Genomic DNA, 14,892 nt, shown 5'->3' on the forward strand with positions numbered 1-14,892 from the left:
ATGATCTCGGGTCACGTGGTCCAGGTCGTCATGGGGCCGAACGTCGACACCATCGCGACGGACCTCGAGGAGCTGTTGTGAACAATCGGGACGCGCGGCAAACGGGCTGCCGTCGGTCAGCAAGGAGAAGCGCATGAGCAAGGCGGAGCAGATTCTCGCGGCTCTCGGCGGAGACGCGAACATCGTCGACCTCGAGCCGTGCATCACGCGGCTGCGGGTCGAGGTGGTCGACCCGTCGCTCGTCGACGAGGCAGCGCTCAAGGCGACCGGCGCGTACGGCGTCATGCGGTCCGGCACCGCCGTGCAGGTCGTCGTCGGGCCCGAGGCCGACACGCTCGCGTCGGACATCGAGGACCTGCGCTGATGGCCGCACCGCTCACCGTGCTCGCACCGATCGGCGGTGTCGTGCGCGCGATGGCCGACGTGCCCGACCCGGTCTTCGGTGCGGAGCTCGTCGGCCCCGGCATGGCGATCGACCCGACCCGGGACGGCGTCGTGGAGGCGATCGCCCCGATCGACGGCACGATCGTCAAGCTGCACCCGCACGCATTCGTGATCACCTCGGACGCCGAGCACTCCGCCCTCGTGCACCTCGGGCTCGACACCGTCCAGCTCGGTGGTACCGGCTTCACCCTGCACGCCCACGAGGGCGACGTGGTGACCGCGGGCGCTGTCATCGTGAGCTGGGACCCGGCAGCGGTCGAGGCCGGTGGGCGGTCGCCGATCTGCCCGGTCGTGGCGCTCGACGGCAAGCCCGGCTGCCTCACGCCGCTGGTCGACGTCGGCGCAGCGATCCGCTCGGGTGAACCGTTGTTCGAGTGGAGCTGAGCACCGACGCGGTCGGCGCGCGGCTCGATCGACCGGGCGCCGGTCTGCTCGTCGATCTCGACGGCACCCTCGTGCGCAGCGAAGAGGCGCACCAGGGCGCGTTCCGGGTGTACTTCGCGTCGCGCGGCTGGGAGGTCGCGGACGACGTCGTGCGCGAGTTCTCGGGGCGTCGGGCCCACGAGGTCTTCGCGAGCATGACCGGGCCCTGGGGCGACGAGGACCCGCATGCCCTCACCCGGAGCGTCATCGACGTGCTGCGCGGGATGGACGTCCAGCTGACCCCCGTCGAGGGAGCAGCGCGCCTGCTCTCCGCCTGCGTGACGTCCGGGCTGCCGGTCTCCGTCGTGACCTCGGCGGGCCGCACGTGGACCAGGGCGGCGCTCCGGTCGCTCGGCGTGGACGACGGCGTGATCGGCATGGTCACCGCCGAGGACTACACGCACGGCAAGCCCGACCCGGAGCCGTTCCGGCGCGGTGCCGAGCTGCTCGGCCTGCCTCCGGGCGGGCTCGTCGCGCTCGAGGACGCCCCGGCGGGCATCGCGTCGGCGCGGGCGGCAGGCGTCGGCCATGTCGTCGGCGTGACGACGACCCACGCCGCACACGTCCTGGTCACGGCCGGGGCCGATGACACAGCCGTCGACCTGACGATCCTCGCCGACCTCGTCGAGGGCCGCGGGCACACGTACCTCCACGGGAAGGTCCCAGACCACACATGACCGAGCGCACCGCACCGGAGATCCTCCGCGGCAGGGTCGTCACCCCCACGGAGGTGATCGCCGACGGCGTCGTCGTCGTCCGCGGCGAGACGATCGCGTGGGTGGGTGACGCTGCGCACGCCGCGGCGGCCGGCTGGCCGGACGTCCCGCAGCCGGCCCGGCACCCGGTCACGCTGCTCCCGGGACTCGTGGACCTCCACACGCACGGCGGCGGCGGCGCCAGCTACCCGGACGCGACCACGCCGCAGGACGCTCTCGTCGCCGTGCACGAGCACCGGGCCCACGGGACCACGACGCTCGTCGCCTCGTTGGTCACCGCGGCGCCCGACACGTTGCGCCAGCGGGTCGCGGTGCTCGCCGCGCTCGCGGACGCGGGGGAGATCGCCGGCATCCACCTCGAGGGCCCGTTCGTGTCGATGGTGCGCTGCGGCGCGCAGGACCCGGCGCTGATCCAGGCTCCCGACGCGGACCTCACCCGCGAGCTCGCGGCGCTGGCGCACGGGCACCTCGTGACGATGACGATCGCCCCGGAGCTGCCGGGGGTCGGCGGCGTCGTCGACGCGCTGATCGGCGCGGGCGCCCTGCCCAGCTTCGGGCACACCGATGCGAGCTGGCGCCAGACGTCCGACGCCCTCGCCGACGCGCGCGCGCGACTGGCGGCCACGCCCGGTCGCCGCTCGGGCCGCGCGACGGTGACGCACCTGTTCAACGGCATGCGACCGCTGACGCACCGGGACCCGGGCCCGATCCCGGTCTTCCTCGCGGCGGCCGCGCGCGGCGAGGCGGTCGTCGAGCTGATCGGTGACGGCACGCACGTCGCCCCGGAGCTGGTCCAGAGCATCTTCAGCCTCGTCGGCGCGGACAACATCGCCCTGGTGACGGACGCGATGGCCGCGGCCGGGATGCCCGACGGCGCGTACCGGCTCGGCTCGCAGGACGTCACGGTGGCGGACGGCGTGGCCCGGCTGACGCACGGCGGGGCGATCGCGGGTGGCACCGCCCACCTGCTCGACATCGTGCGGACCACGGTCGCCGGCGGGGTTCCGCTGGTGGACGTCGTGCGCGCCGCGTCCACCACCCCGGCCGCGGTGCTCGGCGACGCCACGATCGGGGCGCTCGAAGCCGGCCGACGTGCGGACATCGTGCTGACCGACGAGGACCTGCGGGTGCTGGGCGTCCGGCGCGCGGGCGCAGTCGTCGCGCCATGAGCGGCGCCGGCGCGGCCGAGGGCACGACCGGCTCGAACGACGAGCAGTCCGAACAGAGAGGGCAGTGACATGGAGGTTGTGATCGCAGCACCCGAGGAGCTCGTCGCGCTCGCGGCGGGGGCGATCGAGTCGCTGCTCGCCGCCAAGCCCGCGGCCGTGCTCGGTCTCGCCACGGGGTCGAGCCCGCTCGGCATCTACGACGAGCTCGTCCGGCGCTACCAGGAGGGTCGCGTGTCGTTCGCCCACGCCCGCGGGTTCCTGCTCGACGAGTACGTGGGGCTGCCGGCCGACCACCCGGAGCGCTATCGGAACGTGATCGAGGACGAGATCGCCTCGCGCGTCGACTTCGCGCCCGACGCGGTCCAGGGCCCGGACGGTCTGGCCGAGGACGTCGCCGCGGCGTGCGCGCGGTACGAGGCGGCGATCGCCGAGGCAGGCGGGGTCGACCTGCAGATCCTCGGGATCGGCACGGACGGCCACGTCGGGTTCAACGAGCCCGGCTCGTCGCTCGCATCGCGCACGCGGATCAAGACGCTGACCGACCAGACGCGCGCGGACAACGCCCGGTTCTTCGACGGTGACGTCGAGGCGGTGCCGCGGCACTGCCTGACGCAGGGCCTCGCCACCATCATGAGCGCGCGGCACATCGTGCTCATCGCGAGCGGGCGCGCCAAGGCCGAGGCGATCCACCACCTCGTGGAGGGTCCCGTCAGTGCCATGTGGCCGGCGACGATCCTGCAGCACCACCCGCACGTCAGCGTGCTCATCGACCCCGCCGCGGCCGGCAGGCTGCAGCTCGCGGACTACTTCCGCAGCACGTACGCGGCGAAGCCGGCCTGGCAGGGGCTCTGACGGTGTCGGTCCCCCGGAGGTGCGGGCGCTGACGTCCGTCCGCTCCGTCACGAGGGGCCGGGTGTCGCTAGGGTCGGCGCCGTGCGCATCACGTCGCTGGGATTCCGGACAGACATCATGCTGCTGACCCTGCAAGGCAGTGAGGTCGAGGATCGCGGCGATCATCTGGTCGTCCGCAGTCCGGGCAACCCCGCGTTCTGGTGGGGCAACTTCGTGCTCCTGCAGGACCTGCCCGGTCGCGGTGGCGTGCAGCGCTGGGAGAGGACGTTCGCCGAGGAGCTCCCCGAGGCGGCACATCGGACCTTCGGCGTCGACGGCACCCGTGGCGAGGTGGCCGACCTCGGCGAGTTCACTGCTGCCGGGTACGCCGTCGACGCCAGCGCCGTGATGACCGCCTCGTCCGTCCGCGAGCCGCCACACCCCAACCACCACGCCACCTACCGCGCCCTCGACCTCGCCGATCGCGGCGATCGGGACGCAGCGATCGCGCTCCAGCTGGCCAACGCGCCCCACCGGGAGCCGTCCGGCCACCGCGAGTTCCTCGTCCGCAAGATGGAGGCGATGCGCGCCCTGCAGGAGGCGCGCTGCGGGTCGTGGTTCGGCGCGTTCGTCGACGGCCGAATGCTCTCCGGGATGGGTCTGTTCTCTGACGGCTCTGGTGTCGCCCGGTTTCAGAGCGTCGACACCCATCCCGATGCGCGCGGCCGGGGCCTGGCCGGAACGCTCGTCCACCACGTCAGCTGCTACGGCCTGGCCGACCTCGGTGCGGCCACCCTCGTCATGGTCGCCGACCCCGGCTACCACGCCATCGACATCTACCGATCGGTCGGCTTCGAGACCACCGAGACCCAGCTCCAGCTCGAACGGTCCCCGGGATGAGGTCCTCCGGGCCGGAACCTGACTCGCGAGCTCGGACGGACCGGCCGCGGCGAACCGACAGATCGGGACCTTTGGGACCTGGTCGCCACCGCCACCGATGCGGGACCGTCGAGGTGTCTGCTCGCTGAGAAGGTGATACCGATGGCGACCGTCAACCCCACGGCGACGCCCGGCCATGACGTCTACCCGGTCCACGTCGACACGGTCCGTGAGCCGGTGCTCTCACGGTGGCTGTGGCTGCTCAAGTGGGTGCTAGTCATCCCCCACGGGATCGTCCTGGCGTTCCTCTGGGCGGCGTTCGTCCTGCTCAGTGCGGTCGCGTTCATCGCGATCCTGGTCACGGGGACGTACCCGCGCGGGATCTTCGAGTTCAACGTCGGGGTCCTGCGGTGGACGTGGCGCGTCGCCTACTACTCCTACGGGGTCCTGGGCACCGACCGGTACCCGCCGTTCACGCTCGACGAGGTCGAGGACTACCCGGCGCACCTGCACGTCGACTACCCCGAGCGCCTCTCCCGCGGGCTCGTCCTGGTCAAGTGGTGGCTGCTCGCTTTGCCGCAGTACGTCATCGTGGCGATCTTCGTGGGTACCCGCGCCAGCACCAACAACGACGTCCACCCGGACCAGTGGAACTGGTCGGGGGACTGGCGCGGGCTCATCGGCATCCTCGTGCTCGTCGCCGGAGTGGTCCTGGCGGTGACCGGCAGCTACCCGCGCGGCCTGTACGACCTGCTGGTGGGCATGAACCGCTGGGTGCTCCGCGTGGCCGCGTACGCCGGACTCATGACGGACGTGTATCCACCGTTCCGCCTCGACATGGGTGAGCACGACGACCCCCCGGTCCGCACGGGCCCGGCGGGTCCTGATCGGGGCGGCCCTCAGGCGGCGAGCCTGCCGACGGGAGGCTAGGGCGAGGCGAGCGGGCCCGCGGCCGGGTACACGGGCGGTGAGACGACAAGGGGGCGCGGCGTGGCCACCATCGCGCCCTTCGTCGCCGTGGCCCTCCTCGTGGGTGTCCTCGGCTTTGCGGTCGCTCGTCCGCGCGGCTGGCCGGAGGTGGTCGCCGCCGCGCCCGCGGCCGTCGTGGTCGTGCTGCTGGGTGCGGTGTCGCCGGCTCCTCGACGCCGCAGCGGACGCCGCGGGCCGTGAGGTCAGCGTCGAGCAACGGCACGGACGCGTCGAGCGTGAGGTCGTCGCAGCGGCAGAGGGCATGGATCTCTTGGTCGTCGCGCGCGACGGCGACCTGCGACGGCTCGGCCCGCACTCGCTCGACCCGGCGACCCGCTTCGTGGTCGACCATGCCCCCTGCGCGACCTTGCTCGTGTGGCCGGTCGCGGCACCCGGCGTCGGGTCGATCCCACCGCCACCGGCGCACCCCCCGCGGTGACCGGGCTTCGACCGGCTCAGCTCCCGAACCACTCCACGACCTGGTCGGCGATCGTCTTCTCGAACTGGTCGTCGTCGTGCCGGGCACGCAGCCACTGGGCGAAGTCGCCGTCGGCCGCGAGGTCGAGCTCACGGCGGCACGCGGCCGTGTCCGTGACCGCGCGGTACAGCATCTCCTCGGCCTCGGCGGGCGTCCGGTAGATGAACGGGTAGGCCGCGGGCAGGATCGCCCGCACCCACGGACGGTCGGGGAACACGCCGACGGCTCCTGCGACGAGAGCCTCGATGTACTCCAGGCCGTAGGACTCCTCGGTGGCCGTCGCCAGGAAGGCCGTCGTACGCGCGAGGGCCTGCCAGTAGTCGTCCCGGTTGGCGGTCAGCGGGCCGACCCAGGCCCAGTGGTGCCGGGAGAGCCGCATGGCCTTCTCGGAGATCAGGGACGACTCGTGCAGTCGCGCCTCGACCTTGATGGGCGTGCGCTTGGCGAGACGTTCCACGACGTCGAGGAACACCTGGGGCTGCTTGCGGTCGGTCAGGTAGATGGCCGGGTACAGGACGACGGGCACAGGCGGCTCGTTGCGGGGTCGCACGTGCTCGAGCCGGATGCCGAGGTTGACCCACGCGACCCGGGCCTTCTGGGCGAGCGGCTGGACGGTCCAGCTCTTGACGATCTCGCGGACCTCGCTCGCGGTGCGCTCGGAGTTCGCGAAGGTCGGGAACAGCGCGCAGGACAGCGCGAGCGCGGCGTGCTCCACGGGGTTGGAGTACAGCGAGGTGTTCCACCACACGAAGTTCATGATCTTCGGCTCGTCGCACCGGGCCTTGAGGCCCCGCCAGATGTTCACCGAGTCGATGACATCCATGGTGATGACGACCGTGGAGTCGCCGTCGACGGCCTCGAGCGGGACCACGTCGAACCCTTCGCACTGCCGCTTGACGGGCCCGATGAGCTGCGCGCCCGGGAACACCCGCAGCAGCCGACGGACGAGGGTCGCACCGGCGTCGTGACCTCCGACGTGCCCGTCGGCATCGACGCGTGCAGCCCCGTACTGGATCGCGATCTTCATCGTGCGTCACCCGTTCCCGATTGCACCAGCGTCGGCTCGGCGGTTTCCGAGCTGTCGTCCTCGAGGGTCGTGCGGATCCGCATGCCGTAGAACGACCGGTGCACGAAGTAGGCCGAGACGAGGAAGAACACACCCGCGAGGATCACGACCAGGGTGTGGTTGCCCTGGTCGGTGAGGCTGACCGCCAGCTCGACCGCGAGCAGGCCGAACAGAGTCGTGAACTTGATCACCGGGTTGAGAGCGACCGACGAGGTGTCCTTGTACGGGTCGCCGACGGTGTCACCCACGATCGTCGCGTCGTGCAGGGCCGTTCCCTTGGCGTGCAGGTCGACCTCGACGATCTTCTTGGCGTTGTCCCAGGCGCCGCCCGCGTTGGCCATGAAGATCGCCTGGTACAGCCCGAAGATGGCGATCGAGATCAGGTAGCCGATGAAGAAGTACGGCTCGACGAACGCGAACGCCAGGGTCGCGAAGAACACGCCCAGGAACATGTTGAGCATGCCCTGCTGGGCGTACTGGGTGCAGATCTCGACGACCTTGCGCGAGTCGGCCTCGCTGGCCTTCGTCGCGCCGTCGAGCTTGATGGTGTTCTTGATGAACTCCACGGCCCGGTACGCACCCGTCGTGACCGCCTGGATCGACGCACCGGTGAACCAGTAGATGATCGCTCCGCCGGTGATCAGCCCGAGCAGCAGGGGAGCGTGCAGCAGGGAGAGGTTGTCCATCCCGGTCGTCAGGCCGTTGGTCAGGCTCATGATGATCGAGAAGATCATCGTCGTGGCGCCGACGACGGCGGTGCCGATGAGCACGGGCTTCGCGGTCGCCTTGAAGGTGTTCCCCGCGCCGTCGTTCTCCTCGAGCATCTGCTTGGCCTTGTCCCACTGGACCTCGAAGCCGTGGTCGCGCCGGATCTCGTCGTCGATGCCGTCGACGTCCTCGATGAGGGACAGCTCGTAGACGCTCTGCGCGTTGTCGGTGACCGGGCCGTAGGAGTCGACGGCGATCGTGACCGGGCCCATGCCGAGGAACCCGAACGCGACGAGCCCGAAGGCGAACACCCCGGGAGCGACCATGAGCGCCCCCAGACCCAGCCCGCTCATGAGGAACGCGCCCGCCATCAGACCGACGATGGCGATGCCCAGCCAGTACGCGGAGAAGTTGCCGGCGACCAGGCCGGACAGGATGTTGAGGGAGGCGCCACCCTGGCGAGCGCTCTTGACGACCTCGCGGACGTGCTTGCTGTGCGTGGAGGTGAATACCTTGACGAGCTCGGGGATCAGGGCCCCGGCGAGGGTGCCGAACGAGATGATCGTCGACAGCTTCCACCACAGGCCGTTCGTGAGCGTGTCGCCCAGCACGACGTAGGTCATGGCGTAGGTCGCCGCGATGCAGACGGACGAGGTGATCCACACGAGCGAGCTGAGCGGCGCCTCGAAGTTCATGCGCTCGGCCTTGGCGTAACGGACGCGGGCGAGGGCGTCGTTCGCGAGGTACGAGACCGCCGAGGCGATGACCATGGCGACGCGCACCACGAAGATCCACACCAGCAGGCTGGCCTGGACCGCCGGGTCGTGGACGGCCAGCAGCACGAACGTGATGAGCGCGACGCCGGTGACGCCGTAGGTCTCGAAGCCGTCCGCGCTCGGGCCGACGGAGTCGCCGGCGTTGTCCCCGGTGCAGTCGGCGATCACACCGGGGTTGCGGGCGTCGTCCTCCTTGATCTTGAACGCGATCTTCATGAGGTCGGCGCCGATGTCCGCGATCTTGGTGAAGATGCCGCCCGCGATACGCAGCACCGAGGCGCCGAGCGACTCGCCGATCGCGAAGCCGATGAAGCACGCCCCCGCGAGGTCGCTGGGCAGGAACAGCAGGATGATGAGCATCATCATCAGCTCGATGCTGATGAGCACCATGCCGATGGACATGCCGGACTTCATCGGGATGCGGTGCATCGCCAGGGGCCGCCCGCGCAGCGAGGCGAACGCCACCCGCGAGTTGGCGAACGTGTTGACACGGATGCCGTACCAGGCGACCGAGTACGAGCCGCCCATCCCGACGAGGCTGAAGGCGATGACGATCGCGACGCGTCCCCACGGGAACCCGACGAGCAGCCCGTAGTAGGCCACGATGACTGCCGCGATGAACACCCAGAGCATGAGCAGGAATCGACCCTGCTGCACGAGGTACGTCTTGCACGTCGAGTAGATGAGCTCGGAGATCTCGCGCATCGACGGGTGCACCGCCATGCGGCGGAGCTGGACGTAGCTGAGCGCCCCGAAGCCGATGCCGAGCACGCAGACGAGGAGGCCGACCAGGAGCAGCGTCCGGCCGGAGCCGCCGCCCACGATGGTCACGGCGCTCAGGTCCGGGAGGATGAGGCTGGCCTCGCCGCCGCCGTTCGTGCCACCGGCCGACGCCGACGACGAGCACCCGGCCAGCGCGAGCGCGGCGGCCGCCGCGAGGACGCCTGCTCGCGCGCGGTGTGGACTGCGGACCTGGTCGGAGATGCGTGCCGCATCGCCGGTGACGGTGCGACCTTGGGGCTGAACCTTGCTCACGATGGCCTCTGACCTGGGCGGCGATGCTCTGACGCTGCCACGCTATTCCGGGTTGATCGGCCCGGAGTGTGACCTTCGTCTCACGTCGCCCGCGGAGGCTTGTGGCGAGCTCAGGTCGCCCGTACTCCTGCAGATGCGGATCGCTGCATGGATGCCAGCCGCAGATGCGGTTAGGGTGACCGGGTGCCCCTGTTCCGGATCCGTGAAGCCGCGGCGCTGCTCGGCGTCAGCGACGACACGCTGCGCCGCTGGACCGATTCCGGGCGCCTGCCGGCCACGTCCGACGACGCCGGTCGCCAGGCGGTCGACGGAGCTGCGCTCGCGCGGTTCGCGCAGGAGCTCGCGGCCGAGAACCCCGTCGCAGCCGGCCAGATCAGCCGCCAGTCGGCCCGCAACCACTTCACCGGGCTCGTGACCAACGTCGTTCGCGACACCGTGATGGCGCAGGTGGAGATCCAGGCCGGTCCGTTCCGGGTCGTCTCGCTCATGAGCCGCGAGGCAGCCGACGAGCTGGGGCTCCAGCCCGGCGTGCTCGCGGTCGCCAGCGTGAAGTCCACCAACGTGGTCGTGGAGATCCCCGACAGCTGAGGCCCCGCGCGACCCGTCCGCACCCCATGACCCGCAGGAGATCCGCCCATGCGCCGCCCTGTCCTCGCCACCCTGATCGCGGCCGCCGCGGCGAGCGCCCTCCTGGCCGGGTGTGGCGCCCCCGCCGCAGGCGACGCCGCATCGGCCGCGGGGACCGAGCCGGGCTCGGCCACGACCCCGGCGGTGGCCGGCGAGATCACCGTGCTCGCGGCAGCATCCCTGACGGAGGCGTTCACGACGCTGGGCAGGCAGTTCGAGGCGGCCCACCCGGGCGCGTCGATCACCTTCAGCTTCGGGCCCAGCTCCGGCCTGGCCACGCAGATCACCGAGGGTGCGCCGGTGGACGTGTTCGCATCCGCGTCGACCGCGACCATGGACGACGTCGTCGCGGCCGGGGCAGCCGCCGCCCCGGCCGTCTTCGCCGACAACGTCATGGAGATCGCCGTCCCGGCGAGCAACCCCGCAGGTGTCACCGCCCTCGCGGACCTCGCCCGGCCCGAGGTCAAGGTCGCGCTCTGCCAGCCGGCGGTCCCGTGCGGCGCCGGCGCGGCCTCGGTGCTCGCCGCCGCGGGCCTGACCGTCACCCCGGTGACCCTCGAGGCTGACGTCAAGGCCACGCTGACCAAGGTCGTGCTCGGTGAGGTCGACGCCGGGGTCGTCTATGCCACCGACGTCCTCGCTGCGGGCGACACGGTGACCGGGATCGAGATCCCTGCCGACGTGAACGCCGCGACGAGCTACCCGATCGCCTCCCTGGCTGCATCCAAGAACCCCCATCTGGCGAAGGCGTTCGTCGACTACGTGCTGTCCGGCGACGGGGCGAGCGTGCTCACCGCCGCGGGCTTCCGCCGGCCGTGACGCGGTGACCGCGACGTCGTCGGTGCGCGTGCCGCGTCCCGCCCCCGGCCGAGGCGCAGGGCGCGGCCCGCGGTCGGGTTCCGAGGTGGTCCCGCGGGCGCCGTGGCCCCTGGCCGTCCCGGCCGTCGTGGCGGTCGCGTTCCTGCTGCTCCCGCTCGTGGGTCTGCTGCTGCGCGCGTCCTGGCGTGACCTGCCGCGGCTCCTGCTCGAGTCCGAGGCCGTGGGCGCGCTGCGGCTCTCGCTCGTCACGGCGACGATCGCCACCGTGATCTCGCTCGTCCTCGGGGTGCCGTTGGCGTGGGTGCTGGCTCGCGCACGGTTCCGGGGACGCAGCGTGCTCCGCGCCCTGGTCACCCTGCCCCTGGTGCTGCCGCCGGTCGTCGGGGGAGTGGCGCTGCTGTTCGCGCTCGGACGGCGCGGGTTCATCGGTCAGTACCTGGACCAGTGGTTCGGCCTCACCCTGCCGTTCACCAGCGCTGGCGTCGTCCTGGCCGAGACGTTCGTCGCGATGCCGTTCCTGGTCGTGACGGTCGAGGGCGCCTTCCGCTCGGCGGACCTGGGACTGGAGGAGGCGGCGGCCACGCTCGGCTCGCGACCGTTCGCCACCTTCTGCCGCGTCACGCTGCCCCTCGTCGCACCGAGCCTCATCGCCGGCAGCGTGCTCTGCTGGGCGCGCGCGCTCGGGGAGTTCGGCGCGACCATCACGTTCGCCGGCAACCTCCCGGGCGTCACGCAGACGATGCCGTTGGCGGTCTACCAGGCGCTCGAGCGGGACCCCGACGCGGCCGTCGCGCTCAGCCTCGTGCTCGTGGCGGTCTCGATCGCGGTCCTCGCGCTGCTGCGTGAGCGCTGGCTCCGTCCGGGTGCTGCCCTGTGACCGCGTCCGTCGGGGCTCGCGAGGGCCTGCGCGCCGACGTCGTCGTCGAGCGCGGCGGCTTCCGGCTCGACGCCGCCTTCGCTGTCGCCCCGGGCGAGGTCCTCGCCGTCCTCGGGCCCAACGGTGCCGGGAAGACGACCCTGCTGCGCTCGCTCGCGGGGCTGGGGGCGCTGACCGACGGCAGCATCGTGGTCGGCGCCGACACGTGGGACGACGCGCGGGCCGGGGTCTTCGTGCCCGCGGTCGACCGTGCCGTCGGCCTCGTGTTCCAGGACTACCGGCTCTTCCCGCATCTCGACGTCCTCGACAACGTCGCGTTCTCGGCGCGCGCCCGGGGCGCAGGGCGAGCGCAGGCCCGACGCGACGCCGCCGGGTGGCTCGCCCGCATGGACCTTTCCGCCCTCGCCCGCAGCAGGCCGGGGTCGCTGTCGGGCGGTCAGGCGCAACGGGTCGCCCTGGCCCGCGCCCTCGCGTGCGAGCCGCAGCTCCTGCTGCTGGACGAGCCGCTCGCGGCGCTCGACGCGCGGACCCGGCTGGAGGTCCGCGGCGAGCTGAGGCGCCACCTGGCGGCGTTCGGTGGACCGAGCATCCTGGTCACCCACGACCCGCTCGAGGCCATGGTCCTGGCCGACCGCCTGCTCGTCCTCGAGGCTGGCCGCATCGTCCAGGAGGGTGCGCCCGCCGACGTCGCCCGGCGACCTGCGACCGACTACGTCGCGCGGCTCGTCGGACTCAACCTCTACACCGGCACGATGACCGACCGCGCCACCCGACGTGTCGACCTCGACGCCGGCGGGGTCCTCTACGCGGCCGGGCACGGCCAGGACGCCGACGACGAGGATGCGCCGGCAGCAGATCAGGCGGGAACCGACATGCTGGTCGTGCTCGCGCCGACCGCGATCTCGATCCACACGTCCCGACCGGACGCAGGCTCGCCGCGGAACACCTGGACCGGGGTCGTCGCGGGGCTCGAGCTCCTGACCGACCGGGTGCGCGTCGCGGTCGACGGCACCCCGTCGGCGCTCGTCGACATCACCCCGGCGGCGGTCGCCGAGCTGCGGCTCGCTGCAGGTCAACGGGTCTGGCTCACCGCCAAGGCCACCGAGGTCATCGCCTACGCCGACCCCGGACGAGCCTCGGGGCGCGCCCCGGCCGACGTCCCGGCCACGGGTGCTCCGGCGCGCTGACTCCCCGGTGACGAGGGGTCAGGGCGTGGGTTCGTGGGTCAGGGTGACGATCTCCACGTCGGGCCCGGGGAAGACCAGGGTCTCGTGACCGTCGTCGAACTTCACCAGGTACGGCGGGGTGCCGTCAGGCCCGTGCGCCTCGAGCACCTCGCCCCGTCGTGACGGGGTTCCGAGGACCCGGCCGTGGATGATGATCTCGTCGCCTACGGATGCATGCATCGTCGCTCACCTCGGATCCAGAGTAGACGCGACCCCGGCCTTCTGCGAGGCGCCCGGAGGCGCCGTCGAGGGCCTGCGGAGTTCACCCGTTCTCGCTCCGCTGGACGTTTGACCAGTAGCCCTCCGAGGATCCACAATTGCCTTGACAGTGCGCATCGCCTGCCCCCTGCGCGGTGCGCACTGTTCACTTTTCCGGTGTCGGGCGGGTCTCCTCGCGGGGCTCGCCCGATCACCCGAGCAGGCTCCCCGCCCTCGCGCGGGTCGAGGCAGATCCGCACAATCACCCCTTCATTGGCGCGTCGTCGGCGTGCCACGCGTCCGTGCGCGAGACGTGCGGTTAGCGTTCCCCACGTGACCGTCCCTGCGCGCACGTCCGGCTCGGGACCCGAGATGGCTCCCGAGTCCGACGCGACCACCTCTGTCGACCCGACAGCCGGGGCCCCCGTCCTCGTCGCCCAGCCGTCCGCCGACGAGCTGGTGGCCGGTGCGGTCGCGACCTGGCGCGGCGCGCTGGTCGAGGCCGCAGGTGGGTCGACGCTGTCCAACGTCGACCTCCTCGGCGACGCCGCTCTCGACCTGTCGGCGGCGCACCCGTCGGGTATCGCCCAGCTCTTCGCGGGCCGCGAGACCCGCCTGTCGAACCTCGTGCGCGAGGGCGGCTCGCTCGCGACCGCGAAGCGCCGGGCCCGCAGCGTCGGGTCCCGCGCCGAGAGCTACGCGCAGCGCTACGGCATCGCCCCGACCTATCTCGCGATCGGCGTCGCGACCTGGACCGAGCGGACGACGCCCGACGTCGCGTCGGACGACGTCGCAGCCCTCGCCGCGGTCACGCGCGCAGCCCGGGCCCAGCGCGCCGCCTCGGCCTACGACGTCGACGCCCACGGCGGGACGCACGCGCCCGCGGAGCCCCGCACCGTGCGCGCGCCGGTGCTGCTCCGGCCGGTGTCGCTGCGTGCCCGGGGGAGCGGCGAGAGCGACTACGAGCTCGCGCTCGAGCCGTCGCTCGAGGTCAACCCGATCCTGGCCCGCGCGCTGCGCAGCCGCGGGGCACTCCTCGACCCGGGCGCGGTGGCCAGGGGCGCGTTCACCGGCACCGGGTTCGACCCCAGGCCGGCGCTCGACCGGCTCACGTCGCTCGGTGCGGCCGTGCTCGAGGACTTCGAGCTCGTCGAGCGCATCGTCGTCGGCACGTTCGTGCACCCTGGGCAGGTCCTCGTCGACGACCTGGACGCGCTGTCCGGGACGCTCGACCGGCATGAGGTCGTGGCGGCCCTCGCGGGCGTCGAGGAGGTCCGCGCGCGTCTGCGGCACCCCGTGCCCGCCCCCGTCCGCGGCGACCGGGACCCCGATCTCGAACGCGGCGTCGGGGACCTCGACGCCGCCCAGCAGCACGTCCTCGACGTGCTCGCGACCGGTGAGCACCTGTTCGTCGACGCGCCGACCGGGAGCGACGTCACCGGCATGCTCGCGGCCGTGGTGGCCGACGCGGCGGCCTCGGGGCGCACCGTCCTGTACGTCCCCGGGCATCGGAGGGCGTCGTCCGCCCTGAAGGCGCGACTCGAGCGACTGGGTCTCGACGACCTCCTGCTCGACGTGGCGCCCGAAGCAGGCTGGCGCACGGCCGTCGGTCGCCGGCTGCTCGGCGCGATGACGCTCGAGGTGCGGACGC

At 72.2% G+C, this 14,892-nt stretch carries 16 protein-coding genes and 1 pseudogene; 14 read left to right on the top strand and 3 right to left on the bottom strand.

The genetic code is table 11. The features are described from left to right. Positions 1 to 106: 106 nt before the first annotated feature. The 9 genes from VFW79_RS10055 (at position 107) to VFW79_RS10095 (ending at position 5,870) form a co-directional block, all read left to right on the top strand. Positions 107 to 364, top strand: a complete 258-nt coding sequence (locus VFW79_RS10055) for a PTS glucose/sucrose transporter subunit IIB (protein WP_329677183.1) — start codon at positions 107 to 109, stop codon at positions 362 to 364. Beyond that, positions 364 to 828: a PTS glucose transporter subunit IIA gene (locus VFW79_RS10060; RefSeq protein WP_329677171.1), complete on the top strand. Its 465-nt coding sequence runs from the start codon at positions 364 to 366 to the stop codon at positions 826 to 828. The genes VFW79_RS10055 and VFW79_RS10060 overlap by 1 nt, the downstream gene beginning before the upstream one ends. Then, positions 819 to 1,544: an HAD family phosphatase gene (locus VFW79_RS10065; RefSeq protein WP_329677172.1), complete on the top strand. Its 726-nt coding sequence runs from the start codon at positions 819 to 821 to the stop codon at positions 1,542 to 1,544. Before VFW79_RS10060 ends, VFW79_RS10065 begins: the two co-directional genes overlap by 10 nt. Further along, on the top strand, positions 1,541 to 2,752 hold the full coding sequence (locus VFW79_RS10070; RefSeq protein ID WP_329677173.1) for an N-acetylglucosamine-6-phosphate deacetylase: 1,212 nt from the start codon (positions 1,541 to 1,543) through the stop codon (positions 2,750 to 2,752). Before VFW79_RS10065 ends, VFW79_RS10070 begins: the two co-directional genes overlap by 4 nt. Positions 2,753 to 2,821: 69 nt before the next feature. After that, positions 2,822 to 3,604 carry a glucosamine-6-phosphate deaminase gene (gene nagB / locus VFW79_RS10075; RefSeq protein ID WP_329677174.1) on the top strand — a complete coding sequence of 261 codons (783 nt, stop codon included), beginning with the start codon at positions 2,822 to 2,824 and terminating at the stop codon, positions 3,602 to 3,604. Between the two features lie 81 nt (positions 3,605 to 3,685). After that, positions 3,686 to 4,483, top strand: a complete 798-nt coding sequence (locus VFW79_RS10080; RefSeq protein WP_329677175.1) for a GNAT family N-acetyltransferase — start codon at positions 3,686 to 3,688, stop codon at positions 4,481 to 4,483. A 141-nt stretch (positions 4,484 to 4,624) separates the two neighbouring features. Next, positions 4,625 to 5,392: a DUF4389 domain-containing protein gene (locus tag VFW79_RS10085; protein ID WP_329677176.1), complete on the top strand. Its 768-nt coding sequence runs from the start codon at positions 4,625 to 4,627 to the stop codon at positions 5,390 to 5,392. Positions 5,393 to 5,452: 60 nt separating this feature from the next. Continuing rightward, positions 5,453 to 5,632: a hypothetical protein gene (locus VFW79_RS10090; RefSeq protein WP_329677177.1), complete on the top strand. Its 180-nt coding sequence runs from the start codon at positions 5,453 to 5,455 to the stop codon at positions 5,630 to 5,632. A gap of 61 nt (positions 5,633 to 5,693) precedes the next feature. Continuing rightward, complete coding sequence (locus tag VFW79_RS10095) at positions 5,694 to 5,870, top strand: hypothetical protein (RefSeq protein ID WP_329677178.1); 177 nt, start codon at positions 5,694 to 5,696, stop codon at positions 5,868 to 5,870. A 16-nt stretch (positions 5,871 to 5,886) separates the two neighbouring features. Here VFW79_RS10095 and VFW79_RS10100 read toward each other — a convergent pair whose 3' ends face one another. Further along, on the bottom strand, positions 5,887 to 6,936 hold the full coding sequence (locus tag VFW79_RS10100) for a glycosyltransferase family 1 protein (RefSeq protein ID WP_329677179.1): 1,050 nt from the start codon (positions 6,934 to 6,936) through the stop codon (positions 5,887 to 5,889). Continuing rightward, the gene (locus VFW79_RS10105; protein WP_414647937.1) at positions 6,933 to 9,494 is read right to left on the bottom strand and encodes a sodium-translocating pyrophosphatase; all 2,562 of its coding nucleotides are present in this window, start codon (positions 9,492 to 9,494) and stop codon (positions 6,933 to 6,935) included. The genes VFW79_RS10100 and VFW79_RS10105 overlap by 4 nt, the downstream gene beginning before the upstream one ends. A 183-nt stretch (positions 9,495 to 9,677) precedes the next feature. Here VFW79_RS10105 and VFW79_RS10110 point away from each other — a divergent pair, with 183 nt between their 5' ends. The 4 genes from VFW79_RS10110 to VFW79_RS10125 are packed head-to-tail and all read left to right on the top strand — an operon-like array spanning position 9,678 to position 13,004. Beyond that, on the top strand, positions 9,678 to 10,082 hold the full coding sequence (locus VFW79_RS10110; RefSeq protein WP_329677180.1) for a TOBE domain-containing protein: 405 nt from the start codon (positions 9,678 to 9,680) through the stop codon (positions 10,080 to 10,082). 48 nt (positions 10,083 to 10,130) lie between these two features. Further along, positions 10,131 to 10,940 carry a molybdate ABC transporter substrate-binding protein gene (gene modA, locus VFW79_RS10115; RefSeq protein WP_329677181.1) on the top strand — a complete coding sequence of 270 codons (810 nt, stop codon included), beginning with the start codon at positions 10,131 to 10,133 and terminating at the stop codon, positions 10,938 to 10,940. A 4-nt stretch (positions 10,941 to 10,944) separates the two neighbouring features. Beyond that, positions 10,945 to 11,817 carry an ABC transporter permease gene (locus tag VFW79_RS10120; protein WP_414647938.1) on the top strand — a complete coding sequence of 291 codons (873 nt, stop codon included), beginning with the start codon at positions 10,945 to 10,947 and terminating at the stop codon, positions 11,815 to 11,817. Beyond that, on the top strand, positions 11,814 to 13,004 hold the full coding sequence (locus tag VFW79_RS10125; RefSeq protein WP_329677182.1) for an ABC transporter ATP-binding protein: 1,191 nt from the start codon (positions 11,814 to 11,816) through the stop codon (positions 13,002 to 13,004). The genes VFW79_RS10120 and VFW79_RS10125 overlap by 4 nt, the downstream gene beginning before the upstream one ends. A gap of 18 nt (positions 13,005 to 13,022) precedes the next feature. Here the strand turns inward: VFW79_RS10125 and VFW79_RS10130 are convergent, their stop codons facing one another. Further along, positions 13,023 to 13,223: a DUF1918 domain-containing protein gene (locus tag VFW79_RS10130; RefSeq protein ID WP_109131803.1), complete on the bottom strand. Its 201-nt coding sequence runs from the start codon at positions 13,221 to 13,223 to the stop codon at positions 13,023 to 13,025. A 351-nt stretch (positions 13,224 to 13,574) separates the two neighbouring features. Between VFW79_RS10130 and VFW79_RS10135 the strand changes: the two are divergent. Further along, a pseudogene (locus VFW79_RS10135) lies at positions 13,575 to 14,892 on the top strand (hypothetical protein); the annotation flags it as partial.

Source organism: Cellulomonas sp., from assembly GCF_036279715.1.
GTDB lineage: Bacteria > Actinomycetota > Actinomycetes > Actinomycetales > Cellulomonadaceae > Cellulomonas_A.